This window comes from Paenibacillus sp. sgz302164 (assembly GCF_056120505.1).
Genome location: NZ_JBVYOL010000054.1, coordinates 1 through 22,831 on the forward strand (window position 1 = coordinate 1; position 22,831 = coordinate 22,831).

The following is a 22,831-nucleotide window of genomic DNA, read 5'->3' on the forward strand; positions in this document are numbered from 1 at the left end:
TACACATGATAAGCTGACATCGGGAACGGCGCATACGTACCGGTTAAGGGCGAAAAACCAAACAGGCGTAACGGCATGGAGCAACGCGATTGTGAAGAGCACAACGAGCCCGACGTACACAGTCAACGTAACGGAAGGGCAAAGCTTCGATTTGTCGCTGCTTGCTTTCAACGTTCAGGATTTCAGCGAATTGACGTATGTAGTCACGTATGATCCGAATCAACTGGAAGTCGTCGATTTGTACAATTTCACGCCGCAGCGGGATGTCATGCAGTCAGGGAAGATTCCGGGCTCCAACCTGACGGTTGCTTATACACCTGGACAAATCACATTCAAGAACAGTCAAAATATGGTGCCCGGGACTTCATGGTCCGGGGAAATCACGGTGATCGTCCTGAAGGCTAAAGCGAGTGGAGAAGCCCAAATCGACGTTGTTGCCAAATAATATGCAGATCATAGCGAGGGTGATGGCGTGAAACGCTTTTTCAACAAATATTATAAATGGATAGCCGGCATTATAGGTGTATCTTTAATTGCCCAGAAACTAATTTTGGAGTTAGAATTGTGTAACTGGAAACAGTCAAATTATAGAGAAGAACAGCCCGAGATAACTAATGGGTTACTAACTTTTTCCAATGTTCAAGAATACGAGACAGAACCAAAATTATTCGTTCCTGACAGCAATGAAATACTAGAAGTTACAGTTACTCCAACGAAAGAAAACCCTGCTTTAGAGCAAGTAAAGCTAGTACTCACAAGTGAAAATGATGTTATTATTGTTAACTTTGAAACTACAGGAGTTTTTTGGGAAATCGTATAGTAGTTTGTAGGTAGACAACAAGCCCCGGCCCTCGTTTATGGTCTTCTTTTTTTCAAAGAGCTTTACAGACTCGCTTCGGCCAAAATAGAAAAAGCACCTCAAACGAAGGCGTTAATGCCCAAGTTTGAGGTGCTTCCTCAATATCACGAGTAAAATTATTTGAAGGTTTTAACCAACCTGAACACCCAAGTTCCGAAAAAATCCCCGCATATTCTGCATGTAAGAGTCCTGAGTAGCGGAAGCTTCCTTAAGAAGATTTTGCATACTGTTCATAAACGCGGAAGCCGAAGTCGTATCAGCTTTGTCAAACCGATTCTTTAACTGTGTGTTATTTAACAGTTCTTCAGTCTGTCCCGTACGTTCCTTGTATTTGTTAATCCATTCGGGGTGTTGAGGGACCTTTCGCGCAAAACTTAACAGTTGACTCAGTCCATTACCTCCACCTTTAATGTCATTCATGAATGCCGCATATTGTTGAGGATCCGCCTGTTTCATCACTTCCGACAGTTTGACGTAATCCTCAGGAGCACCTAACGGACGATCTGTTGGAGTCGTGTAACTAATATCTCCGCTCTCTGGATCAATGGATCGTGTCAAAGCAATTCTAGCTATCTGGTTCATGGTTTCCAGAAATTCTTTGGCCTTATCGCCCTTCATATAATGGTCAGCAATATACTTGGATTGGGAAACTCCCATCTCTAGCAATACAGCCCGCTGATTCTCATCCGTTACCGTTCCGTCGACGATAAAATTGGATTGAATCATATTGTACACTGCATTGGACACTTCTTCTGGCTGACCTTCCAAAACACGGTTTAATGAATCATTGATCTGTGTTGTACCGAAATACTTGGCAGCCTGTGAGACAATAGCTCCTTCCGCCAGTTGTCTGCCAGTCTCACTAATCTCCATAGAGTCTTGAACAACGAATCGGGAGAGTTTTTCTTCATGAAGCTGGGGTGATGGAACTCCTTGCTTGCTTGCCGGATTTATCCGTAAGCTACTAGAGTTAAGAACCGCTTGTTGTGCTCTAAGAGGCCCAAAATTCATCCTATTTCCTCCTGTCATGTTTGTAACAGGCAATCTGAGGCGTATGTATAATGTAAAGTTACCCTGTTTGTATTATATATCGGACAAAGCATATATGGAATGAATATATGGCTTGTCCCAAAAATGAACAAATATTGAAAAAAGCTATACTGTGGTGATTTCTTTATGAGTCGATCCATCACCCGCCATAAATACTATAGGCAAAGTGATATACATTATCTGTGTCTATAATCGAAGTACCCGACACTTGAGCAGTTACCTCTGGAAGATCATAGTAGTGTGTAAAACTGATGGCTCCAGGCAGGTATTCCGCAATACTTCCAGTTGAAGATGGCAGGGAAAGATCTTATGCAAAACTAGACTTGCTCCTGCCTTCGGCGTCTCCCCTCATTCTAATTGTTTTAACCGCAGGCGGGCGGTTTCGTGATCTCTTCGAGAAAAGCCAAGCGGCGAAAAGCTTCCTCATCGGTTTGCCCGCACATATCCGGCGAAGGCTGGAGGCTGCGGCACACGTCGGGCCGATCGGGATGGCCGAACAGCTTGCAGGCGTTATCGGCCGTAAGCTGGACGCAGCGGGCGCCCGCTGGCTTGCCGTTCGGCATGCCGGGTATGGGCGAAGAGATAGAGATGACGATACAGCAGGCGGCACATCCGGTACGACATTCCATCAGGAAATTACCTCCAAAATAAGTTATACTCTTACTATAGCATTAACCGATTAGGAGGATGTGCGATGCCGCTGCTTTGGGACGCTGCCGCTGCGGAAGCGATTGAAAGCTCTGAAATTGACTACATGGTTGATCGGATGACGGCTATCCAAGAGCGGCCGGGGAATCCGATGGGGGTGGAAATCCGCGCTTTCGGCGGCGCGACCGCGTTTTACAGCCAAAAGATGCCCTGGCCGCAGTTCAATACGGTAAAAGGAATAAGCACCCGCGAAATCGATCTGCTGGACGATATTTTGCAGTTTTATCAGGAGCGGGAGGGGCGGCCTCAATTTGAAATTACGCCTTTAAAAGCGAGCGGCGAACTGTTCGGGGCGCTGTCCGGAAAAGGCTTTTGCCAGTCCGGTTTCCATGCAAGCCTGGCCGGCCTGCCTCATGAGTGCGGACCCCGGGAGGCGACGGCGGGGGTGACGGTTCGTCCGCTGGACAAGCACGAGTTCGATTTGTATGCCGAAATTCATTGCCTGGGGACGGGATTGTCTCCGGACGGCAAAAGTTTTGTGGCGGCAAATAACAGCGTCCTTTTCGAAAGGGAAGGCTGGAAGTTTTTCATCGGACATGTTGGCGGGGAGCCGGCGGGCGTTGGCGTTATGTATATGAAAAGCGGGCTCGCTTCATTGACTTTTGCCGCCACACTTCCGGCGTTCAGAAACAAAGGCGTGCAAAAAGCGCTGATCGAAAGAAGGCTGCATGAGGCTGAGAAGCATCAATGCCGGCTAGTGGCCGGACAAGCGTCGTACGCTTCGGTTAGCTTCAGAAATATGCAGCGGGCAGGCATGCAATTGGCGTATACGAGAGCCACCTGGACGCAGAGGTAGCCGCCTGTGCTTAGATTGGTTCGATATGCTATGATTTTGTATGCTTGCTGCCTGATATATTGGATGTTTTTCGGATTTGGAAGAAGTCATGCCGGTTTCAGCGAATATCGGTATAATTTGATTCCTTTCCGGACGATTGACGACTATTTCTTCAACAGGGAACATTACCCGCTAAAAACATGGATCATCAACATCGTCGGAAACATCGGTGTGTTCGTACCGTTTGGATTGGGCCTGCCTTATTTGTTCCGGTGGCGTTTTGGCAAGTTTATTTCAGTCATGTTGGCCGGGGTATTCGTACTGGAATTGCTGCAGCTCGTTACAAAGCGGGGAAGCTTCGATACGGATGACATTATTTTGAATGCTGCGGGAGCGGGGTTGGGGTATGCCATGTTTGCGATTTTTTTGGGAAAGAGGCAAAAAGTATGGCAGCGATAGATGAGTTTTTATCTTTGGATATTCGGATCGGTACGATCGTGCAAGCGGAGCCTTTTCCGGAAGCGCGGAAACCGGCGATTAAGCTAGAAATCGATTTCGGGGAGCTTGGCATCAAACGGTCCTCGGCGCAAATTACGTACAGGTATCGCCCGGAGACGCTGATAGGCCGGCAGGTCGTGGCTGTGGTGAATTTTCCTCCGCGGCGCATCGCCGGATTTCAGTCCGAAGTGCTCGTGCTGGGCGGAACGCCGGAAGAAGGCGACGTCGTGCTCTTGCAGCCCGATGTCCCGGTAGCGAACGGCACGCCGATCGCCTGAGCGCGACGGCTGGGAGCTGAGAGGCGCGCAGGACAAGCATCCTGGTCGGAGAGTCAACCGGGAGAGGAGCCCCTGAAGCCGCAAGACGGTGGCTGCTCCGGGATCCGGCCCGAGACGGCGAAGACGGCGCAGCCGCCCATGAACGGGTTAAGGGGCGCGAAAGCCTGCGAAAGTGCAGGTTTTTTCTGTATAAACGGTTCATTTTGGAGAAAGCCTGCGAAAATGCAGGTTTTTTCCTTGAAAATGAACTTGAGCCTCTGTACGTGACGCAAAACCTGCACAATTGCAGGAATTCGTCGTGAACAGTGCATTGAGGGTGCAAATTCATGTATTTTTGCAGGCTTTTCTTCACACTACCGGGCAAATGTGGCCGCCGGCAGCGAAGATTGGAGCGAAAATAAAGCGCTTTCAAAAATCGCGTTACTAAACTCATCTGATAAAACTCTTCTCAACGTTAAGAAGGAGGCCCGCAAGGATTACGATGGTTTAGGTTCCCCTTGGCAAGTATATAGCGCCGTCATTCATTACCGAAAGGACTGGTTGGATGCGCTGAATCTCCAGTCCCCCAAAACATCGGACGATTGGTACAATGTAATTAAAGCGTTTACTTTAGATGACCCTGATAAAAACGGAAAAAATGACACCTATGGCATTATGCTGGAGAAAAAATACAACCAGGATGTTAGCTCTACGTTGACACGAATTTCCGTTTCCCAAGGAGGACCGGCTAAATGGAAGGTTGAGAAGGGCATCTTTACGCCGGAGTTTATGACTGAACCTTTCTTTGAAACGCTGAAATTATTCAAACGACTGTACAATGAAAAACTGATCAATCAGGATTTCCCTGTCGTCGATACGGCGGAAGTGGATAAAGCTTACGAATCCGGCCGCGCAGGCATTCGTATTTCCGGCGGCAATGCGCAAAGCTGGCAGGATAAAATCGTGAAGGTCGTTCCGAATGCGTCATCGGAGCCGCTCCCGTGGAGGGAGCGAATGGCCGCCGAGTTCCCGGGGGAAAGCGGCAATTCCGGCTTCTTGGCGATTCCTAAATCTTCCGTGAAAACAGAAGCTGAGTTCAGGAAGGTCCTTTCCTTCGTAGACAAGCTGCTTGATCCGCAAATGGCGAATCTAATCGTGAAAGGCATCGAGGGCAAGCACTATGTGGATAAGGGCGAATTTACAGAACCACTTGACCGCGACGCGGATTTGAAAGAAGTGAAGCCATACCGGGATACGCTGCCGCATCGTGGCGAGAGCTACAATATTGCGAAAGCGATGAAGCAGCCGGATCTGTTCCGCAGGAGCCAGGAAATTAGTCAAACAAATGAACAATTTATTGTGCCGAATCCGGCTTTGACGCTTAATTCTGCAACGTTCTCCGAGCGAGGCAAGGAATTGGAACAGATGATAACGGACGCTGAAACCAAGTTCATTATGGGCAAAATCGATGAGGCCGGTTGGAAGGCTGAAATTGAGAAGTGGAAGGCGGCAGGAGGCAATAAAATGATTCAGGAATATCAAGAATCGTATACCCAGAGCCAAAAGAAATAATGCAAAGAGTTAGCTCTTGTCCCAGACCATAAATGCAATAAAGGGGGTGATGCCAAAAAGGATACATCCGATTTTCGATCACACTATGAAAAGGTAAAGGAGAATTTGAAATGAAAAAAAGTACGATAACTGTTGCTTTAGCCTTCTCCATGTTTCTTTCTGTACCGGCCGTATTATTGCAGCCTGCTTCAACCGTTTGGGCCGCGGATGCTTCGGGCACTACGGCAAGCATCTCGGATATTCTGAACAACCAGCAGTCTGATGGCGGGTGGAAGAAGGACTACGCGGAAACAAGCGGCGAATGGGCCAAGTCCACCATTGATAACAAAGCTACCTATACGGAAATCAGAAGATTGGCGAGCGAATTTAAAAAAACCAATAACAGCAAATATTCCGCTGCAGCCATTAAGGGCATCAATTTCCTGCTCAACATGCAGTATGCCAATGGCGGGTGGCCGCAAGTTTACCAAAGCTCCGGTTATCATACACACATTACCTACAATGATGATGCCATGATTAATGTTATGATCCTGCTGGATGAGGTTGCAAATAAAAAAGGAGACTTTTCGTTCATTGACAGCACCCTGGCCGGCAAAAGCAAACAAGCTGTCGCTAAGGGAGTAGATTGTATACTAAAAACGCAAGTCGTGACAAACGGTAAATTGACCGCGTGGGGACAACAGCATGACTCCAGTACACTGAAGCCTGCAGGGGCAAGAATCTACGAGGTTCCTTCGCTTAGCGCCAAGGAAAGTGTGCCTATTGTGAAATTCCTGAAAAGCAGAACGTCCACTACGCAAATCGCCGCCGCCATCAAAGCCGCCGAAGACTGGTTCAAAGCGGTCAAAATTACCGGAATCAGTGTCGTCAAGACCGGTAATGATGTCATTGTTAAAAATGATCCTAGCGTAAAAACGCCGATCTGGTCGCGTTTTTACGAGCTTGGCACTAATAAGCCCATATTCGTAGGCCGTGACGGCGTCGTGAAATACAAGCTCAGTGATATTGATCAGGAGAGAAGAACAGGCTATCTGTGGTATGGTACCTGGCCATCAAGTATAATAAAGTAATGAGGGGCAAGGAGCGCTATACTAGGTGAAAATGATTCAGGAGGTCGTCATTATGGATGAATTGCGTTATCCGATCGGATTGTTCGAGCACGAAGGGGATATTTCCGGGGAGCAGCTGCAGCAGTGGCTGGCCGACATCGAGTCGGCTCCGCGCAGACTCGCGGAGGCAGTCGCAGGACTGTCCGATGAGCAGTTGGACACGGTTTACCGGCCCGGAGGCTGGACGGTGCGCCAGGTGGTCCATCACGTCGCGGACAGCCACATCAACAGCTACACCCGTTTCAAGCTGGCTTTAACGGAGGATGAACCGACGATCCGGCCCTACTACGAGGAACGCTGGGCCGAGCTCAGCGACGGCAGATCCGCGCCTGTGGAGCTGTCGCTGTCGCTTCTGGACGCGCTGCACCGCCGCTGGATGCTCCTTTTGCAGTCGCTGCATAGCGAGCAGCTGGCGCGCACGTTCATTCACCCGGCATCCAGCGCCACGATCCGCCTGGATTGGAACATAGGCCTCTATGCATGGCATGGCAACCATCATATCGCCCACATCACCCGCCTGCGCGATCGCATGGGCTGGTAAAACGCACAAAACCGTCGGCAAGCTGCGCTTGCACGACGGTTTTTTCACTTAGCCGGCTCGGCGGCGTGATAAAGCCTGCGAAAGTGCAGGCTTTATCGATTCCAATGCGGCTGAGCGCATGTATTCGCAGGAAATTGCTGCGCAATTTGCAGGAATCCTGCGCAGCAGGTCCATCGGCGCGCAAAAGCCTGCACTTTATACGAAAATAGAACGCAGTATTTTCATTCTATGAAGTGACGGCCACGGCGTCATGGGAGTTGTCAGAAGCGATAGCCACAATCTGCCTGGCTGAACAAAGAAAACCTGCAAAAGTACATGAATTTGCGTCCTCGATACGTTGGCCGTGAAGAATTCCTGCAATTGTGCAGGCTTTTCAGCCGGGACATGGGCTCAGGTTCACTTTCAGCGAAAATTCCTGCACTTTCGCAGGTTTTTCGCCAAAATGAGGCGATTCCACAGGAAAAACCTGCACATTTGCAGGTTTTCTCGCTATCAAGCCGCCTCATGCCCAGGCTCAGTTGTGCAGTTCCACGACCTACGCCGGGAGAGGCGCACGCCCAGAACAAGCGGCTGCGCCCCTAATCGGGCCCCTCTGGTTCCCCCTAACCCCTGACAAAGTGTCGTGACCTTCCGGGGCGGTCTGATTTTTGCAGGCTTCCATTCTACGCGCTGCCAAATGGTGTGCCGCCTCCTGCGTGCGAGCTTTTCAACGCTCTGGACAATCGCCGTATGCTTTTGCGGAAAGGATACGCACGGGGCGCCGCATCAAGGATTTTCGCAGGTTTTCCGCGCATGAGTCAGCCGGGCCGGGTGTTGCTCTATTCACGCTGCTAATAGGACAAATATTTGGCTGCTTTATCGATCCAGTCCTGTACGTAGTGGTCGGTCGCCCATTGGGCCATGACCAACTGTTCGCCGGGCTGCAAGTCGACCGTCAGCTGCGGGTCGTTGTTCGGCGCTTGGCCGAAAGGATAAAATTTCAGCTTGCCCGACTCAAAAATAACGATCATATCGTTCATCGGCGAAGTCAGGGCATCGTTTGCGTTCGGCCAGGATGCTTTGATATCCATCCAGGAGGAACCGAGCTCATCGTGGCTGACGACTTTATCCGGCAGCTCGCGAGGGAAGTCGTGCAGCGTGTAGCGGTCCGGCGACGTTGAGCTAGCCGGCGGCGTCTCCGCGACTTTGCCGATCCAGCGGCCGGAAGCCCGCGCAATCGTCCAGCTTTGGCCGGTAATCTCGCTGGACTGCCCTTTCCATTGCTTTTGCTCGGAGAGCTTGACGAGAACGTTCTTGGCGCTGGAATCGTATACGTCTGCGATGGCCACATGATTTTTGTCGGCAGGCTTATTATAAAACTGGGTGGTATGCCCTTCTTTCAGCTGGGGCAGCGTGCGCACCCAAATTCGATCGGCTTGATACGGTGCATTGCCGTGCCAGGCTTCCTCCGCTTCGGTGACGGATAAATACTGGTTGCCGGCGAACACGAGCGTTTCGACGCGGGTCATCTTTTCTTCCGGATCGTCGACAAAAACTTCCGGCTTGGCGGGCTGATCGGCCAGATGCGCGGACAAGTAATGAATTTCGTCCGTCTGCGTTTTCGCGACAAGCGAATCGATTTTCCAGAAATTTTGCTTGTAGGGCATGAGAATGCCGCTGCCTTCGGACGTTTTTTGCAGCTGCCCGCGGACAGGGGCAATCAGCATCGTTCTGTAAGTGCTGTAGCGCAGCGTTTCGGGCTTCCGGTCGCTGTCCTGGTTTTCCTGCTCCGTCCTCAGCCCGATCAGCAGGGCGGTATTGATCGGCGCCGGCGTAGTGACGAGAGTCTGCGCCTCCGCGCTGGCGACAGTCTCCGCGATGGAAGCGGCGTTGCTTTTCGAGTTGATGGATTCCCACGGAAAAAGCAGAAAAACCGCAGTAATCGCGCCCAGGCCGGCAATGCAAACCAGAGGCATGATCCGGGGTTTGGAGCGTTCTTTTCGTTCGATGGCGGATTCGATCTCGCGCTGCATGTCTGGCGTGAATCCGGGTACTCTTAAAGGTCCCGAATCCAAATCGTTATGTAAATCTTCCGGATCAGGAGAGTTCACGCGCTTCACGCTCCTTCAGTTGAAGCACCTTCAGTCTGGCGTGATGGAGCCTGGATTTAACGGTGCCTTCCGATATGTTCAGGACGGCGGCCATTTCTTTGGTCGAAAGCTGGTAATGCGCGTGCAAAATCAAAATTTCCCTGTACTTCGCAGGGAGTGAAATCACTTTTTTCCATATATCGCTGGCGTACAGCTTCTCCATCGCTTCCGTCTCCGCGGAATGGTGCGTCCCTGCGGAATGGATGAAGCCGACAAGCGTAACTTTGCGCCAGAACGCTTTGCGCAAATAATCGTAGGCGGTATTGCGGGTAATGGTAAGCAGCCAAGTCTTCACGGAAGCTTCGCCGCGGAATGTGGTCAGGTTGCGGTATACTTTAAGAAAAGCGTCCTGGGTGATGTCGTCGGCCAGGTCCATATTGCGGCAGATGCTGAACGCATAGTTCCATACATCGTTGCCGTAAGCCTCCATCAAATTGCGCAGAATCGCTTTTTGATCCGTCGTTTCGGATACATATTTCAAATAATCGAATACATGGACACCGGTCGTCTCCATACTCTCACCTCTCCTAAATTAGACGCAGCGGAAGTCAAAAAAGTTCGCATTGTCGAATAAAAAAATTGAAGTCACAAAATGTGTCCTTCAACCGTCTCTATGAATGGGGTTCGGATCAGGTATACTGAAAGGTAACATTGAAATCAAGGAGTGAATCCTTTGGATATAGAACATTTGTACCATCAATACAAGCCGCTTCTGTTTTCTATCGCGTATCGGATGCTGGGTTCCGTCGCGGATGCGGAAGACATGGTGCAGGATACGTTCATGAACGCGCAGCAGCTTGAGCCGGAGCAAATGCGGCATGCGAGAGCCTATCTATGCAAAATGGTGACCAACCGCTGCATCGATTACGCGCAGTCGGCGCGCAAGCGAAGAGAGCTGTACGTAGGGCAGTGGCTGCCCGAGCCGCTTATGCTCAGCGACAACGATCCGCTGCATGCGGTCGAACGGGAAGAGACGCTCTCGTACGCGTTTCTCGTTTACATGGAGAAGCTGAAGCCGGTCGAGCGGGCCATTTTCATTTTACGCGAAGCGTTCGAGTACGATTACGCGGATATCGGCGACATCATCGGCAAATCGGAGACGAACTGCCGGCAAATTTTCAGCCGGTTGAAGAAAAAGCTGCACGACGAGCAGCAGTCGCGGGTTTATGCGGCCGGGCCGGTGCGCAGCAATCTGGCCGAGCAATTTTTGCACGCAGCGAATACGGGCGATATGGAGCTGTTCCTCCGCTCGCTGACCGAGGATGTCGTCGTTTATTCCGATGGCGGCGGCAAGGCGAATGCAGCGATACGGCCTATTCCGGGACGCGAGCGCATCACGAAATTTTTGCTGGGAATCAGCGCCAAATACGCCGAAACGCAAACTTATCATATCGCTCCGATCAACGGCGAGGACGCTATTCTTGTTGCCGAGCAAGGAAAAATCGTTACGGCCATCCAATTTGAAATGGATGAGCGCGGCGGCATCCGCCACATATTTTTTATGAGAAATCCGGATAAGTTGCATGGATTGTATATTCCATAAACAGAATTCGCAATCGGCACGGGTTTTAAGTCCGGCTGCGGCAAATTGACCGAGGGTTGGCACTCTTTTTGGAGGAGTACGACGGCTAAAGGTAGAAAGCGTGAGTGCGAATAAAATATATCATTTTTCGACAATATTCGACTTTACTTTTACTCCCAAAAGGCGGTGTCTTCGGTGGCGTTCGTTCATTCCATTCGATTTAAATTTTTAATGAGTTTTGTTGCGCTAATTTTGCTGTTTATGGTTTCAGCCTCTTTGTCCTATATGATGGAGCATTCCGCAGAGTCGAGTATAGAGAAGCAAACTGAGATGATGGTCAACCAGAAGACGGCGCTTTCCTTGAAAAGTATGGTCGGGCTTTTATACAGCAACCAGGCCGATTTGATCATTAACAACAATCCCGATGTCATCGAAGAACACAAAACGAACGCAAAGCAGTTTCTGGACATGGTAGAAGGCATGGCGGCCACGGCTCGGACGGATGAACAAAAGCAATTGGCGAAAGAGCTGTCTGTCCAGGCGCATGCTTATGTAGACAGATTCGACCAGGTAGAATCGATCTATAAAAATCAAAAAAGCTTAACCTTGCAGCAGCTGAACGAGCAATACAGAAAAGCGGATGACGCCACGGACGAGGCAAAAAACAAGACTTTCGACTTGCTCGACAAGTTCATAGCGGCTTATGATCAAGGATATAAAGAAGCGCAAAGCTCGCTTGACCACAGCTTGACCGGGCTTGACCGCACGATGCTGCTGTCCAGCGCTGCGGTCGTTGTGATCGGCCTGATTTTGGCTTTTGCGCTGGAGCGGATGATTACGAAGCCTGTCGGACAGGCCGTCCGGTTTTTGCGGGGCATCGCGGAGGGCGACTTGACAGGCCGTCTGGAGGGCAGGACCAGGGACGAGATCGGCCAGTTGATCGCGGCAGGCAATGAAATGGCCGGGCGGCTGCGGGCGCTTCTTCAGGAGGCTGCCGCGAATGCGGAAACCGTCAGCCGATCCGGCGGACAGCTGGAGGCGCACGCCCGGCAGACGATCAAATCGTCGGGCGAGATAGCGCACGCGATCGATCAGGTAGCTGCGGGCAATGCCGCGGCGGATCAGGGGGCATCCGAAAGCGCCAGAGCGATGGAGGAGATGGCGACCGGCATTCAGAGAGTCGCGGAATCCGCATCTTCCGTGGCCGAAGCGTCGCTGGAAGCCCAGGGGGATGCCGGACAAGGCAATGAGGCCATTACCCGATCGATCGATCAAATGATGCGCATCGAACACTCAGTCCAATCGTCCGCGGAAGTGATCGACCGGGTTGGAAACCGCGTCCGGGAAATTCATGAAGTCGTAAATTTGATCGCCGGCATTGCCAATCAAACGAATTTGCTGGCGCTCAACGCTTCCATTGAGGCGGCCAGAGCAGGCGAACAAGGCAGGGGATTCGCCGTTGTCGCATCCGAAGTGCGCAAGCTCGCCGAGCAGTCTGCGCAAGCGGCGGCGCAAATTAACGCCAACATCGCAGGCATCGAGGAGGATGCCCTGGCTTCGGCAACTGCAATGGGCGGGGTACGGGACGAGGTGGGCCAAGGGGTGCGGCTGATTCAGGAGACCGGCGCCTTGTTCGGCGGTATTCTCCGCTCCATTGCAAGCATTTCGGAGCAGGTGCAGGATCTGTCCGCCGCTTCGCAGGAAATGTCCGCGGGAGCCGAAGAAGTATCCGCCTCCATCTCCGAGATGGCGCACCTGGCCAAACAATCGGCGCAGCAGTCGCAATCGATTGTTTCGCATACCCAGAATCAGCTGGGCGCGATGCAGGAGATAACCGGCTCTGTGACACATTTGACGGAATCGGCACAGGCGCTGCATGAAGCCGTACGGCAGTTTAAGGTGTAGGCGCCGGCTGTTCCGGTTCCGTTCAACGCTGCAGCATACCGGTGGCAGGAAAAAAATCGGTCGGGATTTCCATTGATTTTATTTAAGCAGTTGAACAGTTGCTGATAAAATTGTACTATTTGCAATAGGTACTTTCGCTCAGGCTACCTCTAACGCGGCCCTCACATCTTAGAAGACCTCGCTGAGGTTTATCTCATCCCGCGAACTTGGGTCTTACGGCCGGCTTTATAAAATCCTAGAGCGTCTAATGGAAGGAAGAACATCATGAACTTCGTTGAACATGTTTGGGAGCATATCCGCTCAGGACAAATCAACAATTTTCCGCAACCGGTAGCATTGAACATGGGACTTGCATATACAGTCAAACTAAGCGACATGAAGACCAGCCTCGTCTGGCTTCCCTATGAGTACACGGGGCTGGCTTATGTGGATCTGGGGCATCAGGTGAACGTGTATCCCTACTACATGGGAGCGATCATCGAAGAGGTCGAGATTTCCAGAGGGACGGATTTGTACAAGCCCCAGACGGAAGAGGCGTTCGTGAAAGCGTTGTATATGAACGGCTGGGAGCTGCACCAAACGCTGAAGCTGGAAAAGTACGGATATTTGTACGGAGCGAGCGCGGCGGATTATTTGTACAAAATGCAGCATTTTACCGAGTGGCTCCGGTATTACAATTCAACAGTCCTGGTCGGGCCCGGCCGGAAAATCGGGTAGTTTGCAGCTGGAAACTTGCCGCAGGAAACGCCGCGAAAGCAGCGCCAAACCGGCAGCAGTACGAAAAAAAGGAAACCCATTGCCTAGGCGATGGGCTTTTTCGTGCTTGGAGAAAAAGCCTGCGATTGTTGCGCGGGAATTCCCGCCGACGATGGGGCTGAGCATGAGTTTGGGCGATAAAAACTGCAGATTTGCAGGAATATTTTGAAATGAGTCTACTTCGGCATAAAAGGATGTATTTTTGCAGGCTTTTGCGTACGGCGTCGGTGGTGGGGCAGTGACGTAAGTGAAGAGATAGGGATTTTGTTTTCAGCAGGCGGGTGCTTGTGATGCCATTACATGTTTTCTGAGCATGATGTCTGGCCGGTGCTGCGTTAGAGGGATTGCCGTCTGTGGATAAGTTGTGTATAAGGTTGGGGGTAAGTGGTTTGTTCCTGCATTGTTGCGGCTGGAGTCCCAGCCGTCATAGTCCCGTTTGTCTCGGCGATTCTAGGCTTTTAGCAGGTTTTCAAAGCCCGGATGAAGCATTATCCTAGGAAAGGCGCGATATTTCGCCAAAATTCACCATGGAGAAGCGGAGAGTCGTTGATGATAAAGTTGAAAAAGATGATATCGCTTTTAATCTTGCTCGTAGTGGCAGCTGCCGCAGCCGTGCCGGGAACGGGCGAAGCGGCCGGGTTTACGGACATTCAAGGCCATTGGGCCGAGCAAACGATCCAACAGATGGCGCAGCAGGGATTACTGGACGGGTTCCCGGGCGGCACGTTTCGTCCCGACGATTCGGTTACGGCGGATCAGTTTGTGAAAATAGTGCTGCTTTCCTTTACCGATGTATACCCGAACGGAGAACGGAAATGGAAACCCGCGTTCCTGCAGGCGCTCAGCAGCGGCAATCAAAGCATTTTGCAGCAGGATTACCGCGATTTTTCGTTTAAACCGAGTACTGTCGGGTATTGGGCGAAGCCTTATTTGGATTTGGCGAGCGATCTCCATTTTATTAGCAAAGGCCAATTTTCCGATTATAAAGCGAAGCTGAAGCGCGAGGATGTCGCTGAAATCCTGTATTACTTGCTCAAGGAAACGGAGTACTTGGAAGACGAGACGTACAGTGTCGCTACAGCTTCCAGATTCGGCGATTTCCAAAGCGCTTCCGACAGACAGCAAAAGTTCATCGGCGAAGTGATGGCCAAAGGCATAATGGAAGGCTACCCGAACGGGTATTTTGGCGTCGGCGTGAATGTGACCCGGGCGGAAGCGCTGCGGATTATCGCACGCCTGCAAAATAAATCGCAGCGGATCGCCGTATCGAATGAGAGCGAGCAGTTTGTGAAAATCGTGCCGACCAAGGACGGCAGCTACAAGAAGCTCGTGTTCCCGGACAAAACGATGCTCCAGGCCTACGGCGTGATGGAAGAGGCCGGCAAGCTGCGGGGGACGAACTACGACCTGGAAGAGACGACGCTGCGTCTGTTCCGGGATGCGGATGCCAAGGAGCAGGCCGTGAAAGGGGCGACGCTTGAAGCGCGCAGCAGCAGCGAGGTTTCCTTGTGGCTCGACCCGCAGTTTCAGACCTACGGCGTCACGGTGCGGCTGGAAGAAGGCACACTGGCCCGCAATACGGAAAGCATCCGCAAGTTTACGGATTTCTTGTTCGGATACGATGCCGAAACGTTTTACCGGCATTTTTCCGACATGTGCGCCAAGGCGGCTGCGAAGGAAGCGATTGAAACCGGTACGCAGCAAATCGGCGGTTATTCTGTGGAAACCCGGCTTGAACCGGACGGGAAGACGCTTGTTTTTTCGATGATCCGCTTAAAATAAAACCAGAAGCGCACGCGCTGCTGCCGGCCGGCTGAGATTGCTTTTTCTCAGCCGGCTTTTTCGATTTGCGGCGGTGGTGCGGTCGCGTCTATGCAGCATATTTTCCGCCGATTGGGGCGAATGTGGTACATACAAGTCCATCCAAAACAAGCAAAGAAAAAAGATGTATGACAAACATGTACGTACAAGTGTATAATGACTGTAATAGTACCCACATTACCGGAAAGGTGTTGAACACAATGCTGGAAAGCTTGAAACAGGCGGTTCTCGAAGCGAACCTTGATTTGCCGAAATATCGGCTTGTGACGTTTACATGGGGAAATGTGAGCGGGATTGACCGCGAGCAAGGTCTTGTGGTGATCAAGCCGAGCGGCGTGCCTTATGAAGAATTGAAGGCCGAGGATTTGGTCGTTGTCAACTTGGAAGGCGGCATCGTGGAAGGGAAGCTGAAGCCTTCCTCGGACACGCCGACCCATCTGGCCCTATACCGCGCGTTCCCGACGATCGGCGGCATCGTGCATACGCATTCGCCGTGGGCGACAAGCTGGGCGCAAGCGGGCAGAGGCATTCCTGCGCTCGGTACGACGCATGCGGATTATTTTTACGGCGAAGTGCCGTGCACCCGTCTTATGACGGAAGCGGAGATTAAAGGCGCCTACGAGTTGGAGACGGGCAACGTCATTATCGAGACGTTCAAAGACAAGGACCCGTCGATGATCCCGGGCGTCCTGGTCAACTGTCACGCGCCGTTCAGCTGGGGCAAAGACCCGCACAACGCGGTTCATAACGCAGTCGTTCTCGAAGAAGTCGCGAAAATCGCGTACCGTACGTTCCACCTGAACCCGTCCATCGGCGCTATGGACCAGACGCTGCTGGACCGCCACTTCCTAAGAAAGCACGGAGCAAACGCCTACTACGGGCAAAAATAAGCAAAAAGCAGTCGGCTGAGGAGAGCCGGCTGCTTTTTTTGGCAAGTGCGTGCGACTTCGAAGGCAAAAATGTGCCGGAGCGACGGGCCCGGCGGCTTCCAAAGGCTGAACGAGCGGGTGCGGCTTTAGAATGAGAAGCCTGCGGATTCGACTACGTTCAGGTTCACTTCGATGTTGCCGCGGGTTGCGCGGGAGTAAGGGCACACTTGATGCGCGGCTTCGACCAATTCTCTGGCGACGGGCGCGTCTACGCCGTCTATTTTGACGTCCAGCTGCACGGCTAGCTGGAAGCCGCCGTCGTCAGCTTTGCCGATGCTTACGTGCGCCGTCACTTCGGTACCCTGGACTTCGATTCGCTTGTTGCGAATGACCAGGTTCAGGGCGCTGTCGAAGCAAGCGGAATACCCCGCGGCAAACAATTGCTCCGGATTGGTAGCGTTGCCGCCGGCCCCGCCCAGTTCTTTGGGCATCCGCACATCGAGTTTAAGGACGCCGTCGTTGGAGACGATCGATCCGTTTCTTCCTCCTGTTGCCGTTACAGTTGCTGTGTATAAGTTTTGCATGGTCATCAAGCTCCTTTTGCGTTTGGTTTTTGTTTGATTAATTGTGTACAAATTAATTTTATACAATTTAATTTACTGCATATAGCGACAAAAGTCAAGACGGAGTCATGAAAAAAAATGCCTCCGCAATTCGAATTTTTGGAGACCGGTTTAGTTTGTACCAAATGTGGATACGGGATGCATAAGTGTGAGGGGAAAGTTAGACGTCGGCACGCATCTCGAACGATGATTTTCATCGTTCTGACGTGCTGCACGTTCGGGCCGGATATCCGACGGGTGTTTCTTGCAAACGGGGGGCCGGTGCGATGTGCCGGGGGTATTTAAAGGAGTGAAGTGGATGAAATAGGTTTGCTGCATCCATATGCAGGCGTAGCGGGGGCTGCAAGGGAAGCAGCCCCGTGGCCGGGCCGGAAGGCACCGTTTGCAGAGGAGTCAATCCTTGCTTTGGATTACCAGCAAATAGCCGGAGTCGATATCGATGGTTCCCGTATCTTCCACAAGCACGTTGCTGACGCCCAGCGACTGCCCGATTTGCAAGGTTGCTTGATGCAGCGGATATTGAAATCCGTGAAGCGTAATCCCTGTCACTTCCATGCTCAAGGGCAGCAAGGAGACATGGGTGTACCGGCTTTTTCGGATCTTCGTCCGTCCTTTGACGGCTGCAATGACCTCGTTGCAGGCATCGATAATGGTGCAGGGGATGCCGCGGTCCGCCGCTTTTCGCAGCAGATGGATGTTGGACAGGGAATGGTCAAAGCGCGTCCCGAGAGCGCCCAGGAGCACGATGCTGCCGGGGGCGTTCGCCATCGCCCATTCGAAAGCCATCTCCGTATCGGTCAAATCTTTGAGTACGGGATCGCAATCGACGAACTCGCGGCTGGCCGCCCGGATTTCGTCCAGTTCCTCCGCCGATACGGAGTCAAAATCGCCCAAAGCGATATGCGGCCGCAAACCGCTGCGTATGAGAAATAATGCGCCGCGGTCGCAGCCGACCAGCACATCGTCCTGCCGAATTTCTTGTGTAACCCAATCTCCGAGAGCGCCTCCGGTAACAATGACGATCCTCTTGCCTGACATATCGAAATCTCCTAACGTTTTCATAGAATTAACCTATATTATAGCATAGGAGTCTGGCGGGCGGAGTCCATCGGACAGATTCCATAGACAGAAAAAAACCGAGCTGTAAGCACAACCCGGAAAATTCCGCAAAAGCTTATACCCTCTTCAGACCTCTGCTCTTCTGTTTTCGCATTGGCGTGTTCTCTTTAAAATTGTGATCAATATCGGATTCATCCATGGAAAAGCCCTTCATTTCCCAGGTCGTTCGGCCCAAGACAAGATCGGCAGGGAACTCGTCGCCCCGCTTGAGGGTCACTTCGCGGCCGTCTTCGTTGGCATAGACACCGTCGGTTTCGACCATGTCTCCGCTCATCGGGTCCATCGTTTTATCGTTAGACATGCAGCAGTCCTCCTTTCTCATAGCCTATACATACGGTTTCCAAGGGTGGAGGAAATTATGAGCGGGATCATGTAGAATGAAATAGATGAAAAGATATGTCGTCAAGAGAGGAACCGTGCAGCATGGCTTTATGGGGAACGATTGTCAATGCGCTGGCTATTGTCGCGGGAGGGCTGCTGGGAATCATGCTGCCGCGCATACCGGAAGGCATACGAAGCACAGTTATGCAAGGAATCGGGCTGGCAATAGCGGTTTTGGGCATTGCGATGGCGCTCAAATCGGATCGGATTTTAGCGGTTATCATCAGCCTTGTGATCGGGGGCATCATCGGGGAGCTGCTGCGGATCGAGGACAGGCTTGCGCGGCTTGGCGACTGGTTGCAAAACCGGATGCGAAGCAAGACGCAGGGAAACGGTACGCCCGGCATATCGGAGGGCTTTGTAACGGCGACTCTCGTGTACTGCATCGGGGCGATGGCGATACTTGGTCCGCTGGACGGCGGTCTGAGGCATAATCATGACATTTTGTACACGAAAGCGCTGTTGGACGGGTTTTTGTCGATTATTTTGGCTTCGACGCTAGGGATAGGCGTCATATTTTCCGCGGGGCCGGTGTTTGTGCTGCAGGGCGCGATCGCCATGGCGGCGGCTTTGATAGCGACGGCGTTCAGCGACGCTTCCCTGCAGGCGATTATCGTGCAAATTACTGCGGTCGGAGGCGTACTTGTCATCGGCGTCGGTTTGAATCTGCTCAATATTAAAAAAATCAACGTCGGCAACATGCTCCCCGCCCTGCTCATCGCGGCCGTATCCGTTCCTTTGCAGGAATACGCCGCCGAGCTGTACGCGAAGCTGCTCCACTAAAACCCGCCGCCCGGGACAAACGAAAAAAAGCTTCTTGCATGTGCCGCGCACTAAGCAAAGAAGCTGTTAAATTTATAGCCCACTCCCCGAACAGTGATAATGTATCGCGGTTCGGAGGGGTTGGGCTCGATTTTTTTCCGCAGGTTGCTGATATGTACGATAAGCGTTCTTGGATCTCCGATACTGTCGAGGCTCCATACGATTTCAAATAATTGTTCGATTTTATAGACGCGGTTCGGCGTCTTGGCCATCAATGCCAGCAGGTCAAACTCTTTGGCGGAAAGGGAGATAGGCTGTCCAGTCACTTTGACGATGCGGCTGACCAAATCGATTTCTAACCCGGGGTATTTAACGAGCTGAGGATGGTCTTTCTGTTTATCGAGGATCGAGTTTCGCCGCAAATGCGCTTTGACCCGGGCGACCAGTTGACTTGGACTGAACGGCTTGGTTATGTAATCGTCGCCTCCCATGCTAAGTCCCAGAATGATGTCAATATCTTCGCTTTTGCCCGAAAGGAAAAGAATCGGCGTATTATGCGTCTTGCGCAGCTGTCTGCACACTTCAATTCCGTCCAAACCCGGCAATAAAATATCCAATATGATAAGATCGGGCCGCTGGTGCAAAACAATCTCGAAAACGTCCTGCCCGTTATTTGCGCTAATAACCTCGTAGCCTTCCCGAACCAGATAAAGTCGGATCAATTCGACAATATCCGGCTCGTCGTCAACGATAAGTATTTTTTCTCCAGACATGCATGGAATCCTCCCCGGTTATGTCAAGTCTCTATTTTGAAAGTAAGTGATTCCCATTTCAGGCCTACACTTCATTATAGAACGATTCTCGTCCCGATTCTATCCTTTTATTTCCATATTGTTTAAATCTGTCTGGGACCGCAGTCCGGGTTCCAATGAAACTCTTGAACGATGTATTGGGCCGGTACAGCCTCCGGTCATAGTTTTGACGAAGTAGGCGGGCAAAAAGTTAAACGGAGAAGAACAAGACGCAATGTGGATAACCGCTATTTGGCAGGTGGATAAATGTGTATATTTTGTGGATAAAACCTGAAATCCTGTGGGTGAACTGAGGCGGTGGTGTGGAAGGTTTGTGGATAACTTTTGAATGAGAGCGTACAACTTTTTAACCGGACCAGTATTTACAGTTTGCTAAACAACCGTCTTTCTTGCATGATAGAGAAGGCAAATAGACAACGAGGAGATGACACCAAGGTGCGAAAATGGGGAAAAAGCTTGAAAATCGCGGCTGTCGGCTTGACCCTCGCTTCGGGGATCATCACGACGGGACAGAACCAGGCCGTACATGCGGAGGCCGCAGCAAAACAGGGGAAATTCAACATGTCGTACTTGTTTTCGGGCAATCCGCAGTCTTACGTCTCACAAGTGGATAAAAGCGGCCAAGCGCTGGATGCGATTTCTCCCAATTATATCGATTTGAAATCGGACGGAACATTGCAAGTTTCGGAGACTTTCGATGCTTCTTTTATAGATGCCATGCACAAGGAAGGGAAACGGGTCGTTCCTTTTATAAGCAACGATTACAACGAAAATACCGGGGAAACGGCGATTGATAAACGCGAAGCGCTGGCGGCCCAGTTGGCCGAAATGGTCAAGGCGAACAATTTGGACGGCGTCAACATGGACATTGAAAATGTGAACAAGTCCTACCGGGACAAATACACGGATATGATCCGGCTTATACGCGCCAAACTGCCGGCTGACAAGGAAGTTTCCGTGGCGGTGCCGGCCAACCCGGAGGGAGATAAGGCGAGCTGGCTGGGAGCGTACGACTACAAAGCTCTCGCCCAGAACAGCGACTATTTGATGATTATGGCTTACGACGAAAGTTACCCAGGGGATCCGGATCCGGGACCTGTAGCTAGTTTGTCCTTTGTGGAAAAATCCATTCAGTACGCTTTGACGCAGGTTTCATCCGATAAAATCGTGCTGGGGATTCCTTTTTACGGCCGTTACTGGAATCAGAATCCGGCTTCTAACGGATCCAGCGTGTCCAACCAGACGATCGAGCAGCTGATCAAGACGTATAAAGGCAACAAACGATTTGATTTGGCCAGCCAATCGCCGACCGCCACGTTTGTCATTCAACCGACGGACGTCCTGCCGACTGTGAACGGGGAAAGTCTTCCTCCGGGCAGCTACACCGTCTGGTATGAAGACGAGCAGTCGATCAAAAAGAAGCTGGAGCTCGTCAAACGGTACAATCTCAAAGGCACCGGCAGCTGGAGCTTGAACCAGGCCGCTAACGGTACCTGGAACTATTACAGCCTGTGGGCGGACGGTTTTTACTTCGACGATATGCAGACCCATTGGGCGCAGTCGGCCGTACTGGACGTGGCGAACCGCGGCTGGATGGTCGGCACCTCCACAGGCGCGTTCACGCCGGACGCGCCGCTCACGAGGGCGGAAGCGGCGGTCATTCTCGTCCGCGCGCTGGGACTGACCGGCGATGCGGGCACAGCCGCCGCATCGTTCAACGACGTGCCGGCCACCCACTGGGCCCGGCAGGAAATTGCGCTGGCGAAGCAGCACGGGCTGATCCAGGGGATCAGCAGCGACCTCTTCGCCCCGGATCAACCCATAACGCGGGAGCAGATGGCTGCGCTCCTCTCCCGCGTTGTGAACGTGCCTTCGGCCGGCGGAGCGGCGAAGGCAAGCTTTTCCGACGTGCCGGAGGGAAGCTGGTCGTACGCAGCCATTGCGGCGATGAGCCGCATGGGTGTCGTCGACGGCTTCGCGAACGGCACGTTCCGCCCGCAAGCGTCTCTGACGCGCGCGGAAATGGCATCGCTGCTAAGCCGCATCGCGCCGCAGCTGAAAAAATAAGCCCCCCCGCACCGCGGGGAGCTCTTTGCAGCGCCCTCCACTTGTTGGAGGGCTTTTTTTGCCGCCCGGGCGGCCGGCCGCGCAAAACCTGCGAAAGCGCAGGTTTTCGCGGTGCAAGCGGCCCGTCCCGTGGAAAAACCTGCGAGAGTGCAGGAATTTGCGTTACAAACGACCCGTTCTGGGAAAAACCTGCGAAAGTGCAGGAATTTCCGGTGTAAACGACCCGTTCCGGGGAAAAGCCTGCGAAAGTGCAGGAATTTCCGACCAGAACGGGGCCGAGCCGGCATTTCGGNTTCTGGGAAAAACCTGCGAAAGTGCAGGAATTTCCGGTGTAAACGACCCGTTCCGGGGAAAAGCCTGCGAAAGTGCAGGAATTTCCGACCAGAACGGGGCCGAGCCGGCATTTCGGCTAAAATACCTGCAGATTTGCAGGAATTATTCGAGGAAAGCACATTAAGCAGCAAAAAGATGTACTTTTGCAGGCTTTTTGAGTTTTTCTGCACATTGCCTACGCTACTTAGCGAGCAAGCATTTCAGGAACGGGCGCCGGTCCGCGTACTCTGTCAGTACCAAGTCTTGCACCGCTCAAAACGCAGCCCCCGTTCCGCCACGCCGCCTCCCGTGCCGCGCCGTCCGCGGTGCCCGCCCCTGGCCCGCCGCGCCGCCTCCCGTGCCGCGTCCGGTCCGCGTAGCCCG

The 22,831-nt window shown here is 52.2% G+C and carries 23 protein-coding genes; 15 read left to right on the forward strand and 8 right to left on the reverse strand.

Annotated features, from left to right (window positions below; all coding sequences use genetic code 11):
• On the forward strand, positions 1 to 445 hold a 445-nt coding region (locus AC0LWT_RS38235; protein ID WP_474687171.1), incomplete at its 5' end, for a cohesin domain-containing protein.
• Between the two features lie 27 nt (positions 446 to 472).
• On the forward strand, positions 473 to 820 hold the full coding sequence (locus tag AC0LWT_RS38240; protein WP_474687173.1) for a hypothetical protein: 348 nt from the start codon (positions 473 to 475) through the stop codon (positions 818 to 820).
• A 168-nt stretch (positions 821 to 988) separates the two neighbouring features.
• On the opposite strand, the gene AC0LWT_RS38245 is transcribed toward AC0LWT_RS38240, so the two are convergent.
• Together AC0LWT_RS38245 and AC0LWT_RS38250 are read right to left on the reverse strand one after the other, a co-directional pair.
• Positions 989 to 1,870: a hypothetical protein gene (locus AC0LWT_RS38245; protein WP_474687174.1), complete on the reverse strand. Its 882-nt coding sequence runs from the start codon at positions 1,868 to 1,870 to the stop codon at positions 989 to 991.
• A gap of 401 nt (positions 1,871 to 2,271) precedes the next feature.
• Positions 2,272 to 2,538, reverse strand: coding sequence for a YkgJ family cysteine cluster protein (locus AC0LWT_RS38250; RefSeq protein WP_474687176.1), 267 nt, complete (start codon positions 2,536 to 2,538; stop codon positions 2,272 to 2,274).
• A gap of 65 nt (positions 2,539 to 2,603) precedes the next feature.
• Here AC0LWT_RS38250 and AC0LWT_RS38255 point away from each other — a divergent pair, with 65 nt between their 5' ends.
• The 6 genes from AC0LWT_RS38255 to AC0LWT_RS38280 all read left to right on the forward strand — a co-directional run bounded on the left by AC0LWT_RS38255 (position 2,604) and on the right by AC0LWT_RS38280 (position 7,369).
• Positions 2,604 to 3,413, forward strand: coding sequence for a GNAT family N-acetyltransferase (locus AC0LWT_RS38255; RefSeq protein ID WP_474687177.1), 810 nt, complete (start codon positions 2,604 to 2,606; stop codon positions 3,411 to 3,413).
• A gap of 6 nt (positions 3,414 to 3,419) precedes the next feature.
• Entirely contained in the window at positions 3,420 to 3,851 is a 432-nt protein-coding gene (locus tag AC0LWT_RS38260) for a VanZ family protein (protein WP_474687179.1), read from the forward strand.
• Positions 3,839 to 4,168: a chaperone CsaA gene (gene csaA, locus AC0LWT_RS38265; protein ID WP_474687180.1), complete on the forward strand. Its 330-nt coding sequence runs from the start codon at positions 3,839 to 3,841 to the stop codon at positions 4,166 to 4,168. The genes AC0LWT_RS38260 and csaA overlap by 13 nt, the downstream gene beginning before the upstream one ends.
• A gap of 540 nt (positions 4,169 to 4,708) precedes the next feature.
• Positions 4,709 to 5,719 carry a type 2 periplasmic-binding domain-containing protein gene (locus AC0LWT_RS38270; protein WP_474687182.1) on the forward strand — a complete coding sequence of 337 codons (1,011 nt, stop codon included), beginning with the start codon at positions 4,709 to 4,711 and terminating at the stop codon, positions 5,717 to 5,719.
• 110 nt (positions 5,720 to 5,829) lie between these two features.
• Complete coding sequence (gene pelA / locus AC0LWT_RS38275; protein ID WP_474687184.1) at positions 5,830 to 6,789, forward strand: pectate lyase; 960 nt, start codon at positions 5,830 to 5,832, stop codon at positions 6,787 to 6,789.
• 52 nt (positions 6,790 to 6,841) lie between these two features.
• Positions 6,842 to 7,369: a YfiT family bacillithiol transferase gene (locus AC0LWT_RS38280; protein ID WP_474687204.1), complete on the forward strand. Its 528-nt coding sequence runs from the start codon at positions 6,842 to 6,844 to the stop codon at positions 7,367 to 7,369.
• Between the two features lie 830 nt (positions 7,370 to 8,199).
• On the opposite strand, the gene AC0LWT_RS38285 is transcribed toward AC0LWT_RS38280, so the two are convergent.
• Positions 8,200 to 9,459: a hypothetical protein gene (locus AC0LWT_RS38285; RefSeq protein WP_474687186.1), complete on the reverse strand. Its 1,260-nt coding sequence runs from the start codon at positions 9,457 to 9,459 to the stop codon at positions 8,200 to 8,202.
• Positions 9,446 to 10,012: an RNA polymerase sigma factor gene (locus AC0LWT_RS38290; protein ID WP_474687188.1), complete on the reverse strand. Its 567-nt coding sequence runs from the start codon at positions 10,010 to 10,012 to the stop codon at positions 9,446 to 9,448. Before AC0LWT_RS38290 ends, AC0LWT_RS38285 begins: the two co-directional genes overlap by 14 nt.
• 159 nt (positions 10,013 to 10,171) lie before the next feature.
• Between AC0LWT_RS38290 and AC0LWT_RS38295 the strand changes: the two genes are divergently transcribed.
• From AC0LWT_RS38295 to araD, 5 genes are all read left to right on the forward strand, one after another.
• Positions 10,172 to 11,041 (forward strand): RNA polymerase sigma-70 factor, encoded by an 870-nt coding sequence (locus AC0LWT_RS38295; protein ID WP_474687189.1) that lies wholly within the window; start codon positions 10,172 to 10,174, stop codon positions 11,039 to 11,041.
• 174 nt (positions 11,042 to 11,215) lie between these two features.
• Positions 11,216 to 12,925 carry a methyl-accepting chemotaxis protein gene (locus tag AC0LWT_RS38300; RefSeq protein WP_474687191.1) on the forward strand — a complete coding sequence of 570 codons (1,710 nt, stop codon included), beginning with the start codon at positions 11,216 to 11,218 and terminating at the stop codon, positions 12,923 to 12,925.
• 264 nt (positions 12,926 to 13,189) lie between these two features.
• Positions 13,190 to 13,642, forward strand: coding sequence for a hypothetical protein (locus tag AC0LWT_RS38305; protein ID WP_474687192.1), 453 nt, complete (start codon positions 13,190 to 13,192; stop codon positions 13,640 to 13,642).
• Positions 13,643 to 14,230: 588 nt separating this feature from the next.
• Positions 14,231 to 15,463 (forward strand): S-layer homology domain-containing protein, encoded by a 1,233-nt coding sequence (locus AC0LWT_RS38310; RefSeq protein WP_474687194.1) that lies wholly within the window; start codon positions 14,231 to 14,233, stop codon positions 15,461 to 15,463.
• 239 nt (positions 15,464 to 15,702) lie between these two features.
• Positions 15,703 to 16,392 (forward strand): L-ribulose-5-phosphate 4-epimerase, encoded by a 690-nt coding sequence (gene araD, locus AC0LWT_RS38315; RefSeq protein WP_474687195.1) that lies wholly within the window; start codon positions 15,703 to 15,705, stop codon positions 16,390 to 16,392.
• 125 nt (positions 16,393 to 16,517) lie between these two features.
• On the opposite strand, the gene AC0LWT_RS38320 is transcribed toward araD, so the two are convergent.
• From AC0LWT_RS38320 to AC0LWT_RS38330, 3 genes are all read right to left on the reverse strand, one after another.
• On the reverse strand, positions 16,518 to 16,955 hold the full coding sequence (locus AC0LWT_RS38320; RefSeq protein ID WP_474687196.1) for an organic hydroperoxide resistance protein: 438 nt from the start codon (positions 16,953 to 16,955) through the stop codon (positions 16,518 to 16,520).
• A 432-nt stretch (positions 16,956 to 17,387) separates the two neighbouring features.
• Positions 17,388 to 18,032, reverse strand: coding sequence for a thiamine diphosphokinase (locus tag AC0LWT_RS38325; RefSeq protein WP_474687197.1), 645 nt, complete (start codon positions 18,030 to 18,032; stop codon positions 17,388 to 17,390).
• 136 nt (positions 18,033 to 18,168) lie between these two features.
• Entirely contained in the window at positions 18,169 to 18,414 is a 246-nt protein-coding gene (locus AC0LWT_RS38330; RefSeq protein ID WP_474687198.1) for a hypothetical protein, read from the reverse strand.
• A gap of 122 nt (positions 18,415 to 18,536) precedes the next feature.
• Between AC0LWT_RS38330 and AC0LWT_RS38335 the strand changes: the two genes are divergently transcribed.
• Entirely contained in the window at positions 18,537 to 19,277 is a 741-nt protein-coding gene (locus AC0LWT_RS38335) for a DUF554 domain-containing protein (protein WP_474687200.1), read from the forward strand.
• 50 nt (positions 19,278 to 19,327) lie between these two features.
• Here AC0LWT_RS38335 and AC0LWT_RS38340 read toward each other — a convergent pair whose 3' ends face one another.
• Entirely contained in the window at positions 19,328 to 20,029 is a 702-nt protein-coding gene (locus AC0LWT_RS38340) for a response regulator transcription factor (RefSeq protein WP_474687201.1), read from the reverse strand.
• A gap of 474 nt (positions 20,030 to 20,503) precedes the next feature.
• Between AC0LWT_RS38340 and AC0LWT_RS38345 the strand changes: the two genes are divergently transcribed.
• Positions 20,504 to 22,135 (forward strand): S-layer homology domain-containing protein, encoded by a 1,632-nt coding sequence (locus AC0LWT_RS38345; RefSeq protein ID WP_474687202.1) that lies wholly within the window; start codon positions 20,504 to 20,506, stop codon positions 22,133 to 22,135.
• Positions 22,136 to 22,831 lie beyond the last annotated feature (696 nt).

What these genes read in the sequence shown, in the direction of transcription:
- AC0LWT_RS38250 (WP_474687176.1), bottom strand. Translation starts at nt 2,538, where the DNA reads ATGGAATGTCGTACCGGATGTGCCGCCTGCTGTATCGTCATCTCTATC.
- AC0LWT_RS38340 (WP_474687201.1), bottom strand. Translation starts at nt 20,029, where the DNA reads ATGTCTGGAGAAAAAATACTTATCGTTGACGACGAGCCGGATATTGTC.
- AC0LWT_RS38245 (WP_474687174.1), bottom strand. Translation starts at nt 1,870, where the DNA reads ATGAATTTTGGGCCTCTTAGAGCACAACAAGCGGTTCTTAACTCTAGT.
- AC0LWT_RS38335 (WP_474687200.1), top strand. Translation starts at nt 18,537, where the DNA reads ATGGCTTTATGGGGAACGATTGTCAATGCGCTGGCTATTGTCGCGGGA.
- AC0LWT_RS38330 (WP_474687198.1), bottom strand. Translation starts at nt 18,414, where the DNA reads ATGTCTAACGATAAAACGATGGACCCGATGAGCGGAGACATGGTCGAA.
- AC0LWT_RS38310 (WP_474687194.1), top strand. Translation starts at nt 14,231, where the DNA reads ATGATAAAGTTGAAAAAGATGATATCGCTTTTAATCTTGCTCGTAGTG.
- AC0LWT_RS38320 (WP_474687196.1), bottom strand. Translation starts at nt 16,955, where the DNA reads ATGCAAAACTTATACACAGCAACTGTAACGGCAACAGGAGGAAGAAAC.
- pelA (WP_474687184.1), top strand. Translation starts at nt 5,830, where the DNA reads ATGAAAAAAAGTACGATAACTGTTGCTTTAGCCTTCTCCATGTTTCTT.
- araD (WP_474687195.1), top strand. Translation starts at nt 15,703, where the DNA reads ATGCTGGAAAGCTTGAAACAGGCGGTTCTCGAAGCGAACCTTGATTTG.
- csaA (WP_474687180.1), top strand. Translation starts at nt 3,839, where the DNA reads ATGGCAGCGATAGATGAGTTTTTATCTTTGGATATTCGGATCGGTACG.
- AC0LWT_RS38255 (WP_474687177.1), top strand. Translation starts at nt 2,604, where the DNA reads ATGCCGCTGCTTTGGGACGCTGCCGCTGCGGAAGCGATTGAAAGCTCT.
- AC0LWT_RS38290 (WP_474687188.1), bottom strand. Translation starts at nt 10,012, where the DNA reads ATGGAGACGACCGGTGTCCATGTATTCGATTATTTGAAATATGTATCC.
- AC0LWT_RS38305 (WP_474687192.1), top strand. Translation starts at nt 13,190, where the DNA reads ATGAACTTCGTTGAACATGTTTGGGAGCATATCCGCTCAGGACAAATC.
- AC0LWT_RS38280 (WP_474687204.1), top strand. Translation starts at nt 6,842, where the DNA reads ATGGATGAATTGCGTTATCCGATCGGATTGTTCGAGCACGAAGGGGAT.
- AC0LWT_RS38325 (WP_474687197.1), bottom strand. Translation starts at nt 18,032, where the DNA reads ATGTCAGGCAAGAGGATCGTCATTGTTACCGGAGGCGCTCTCGGAGAT.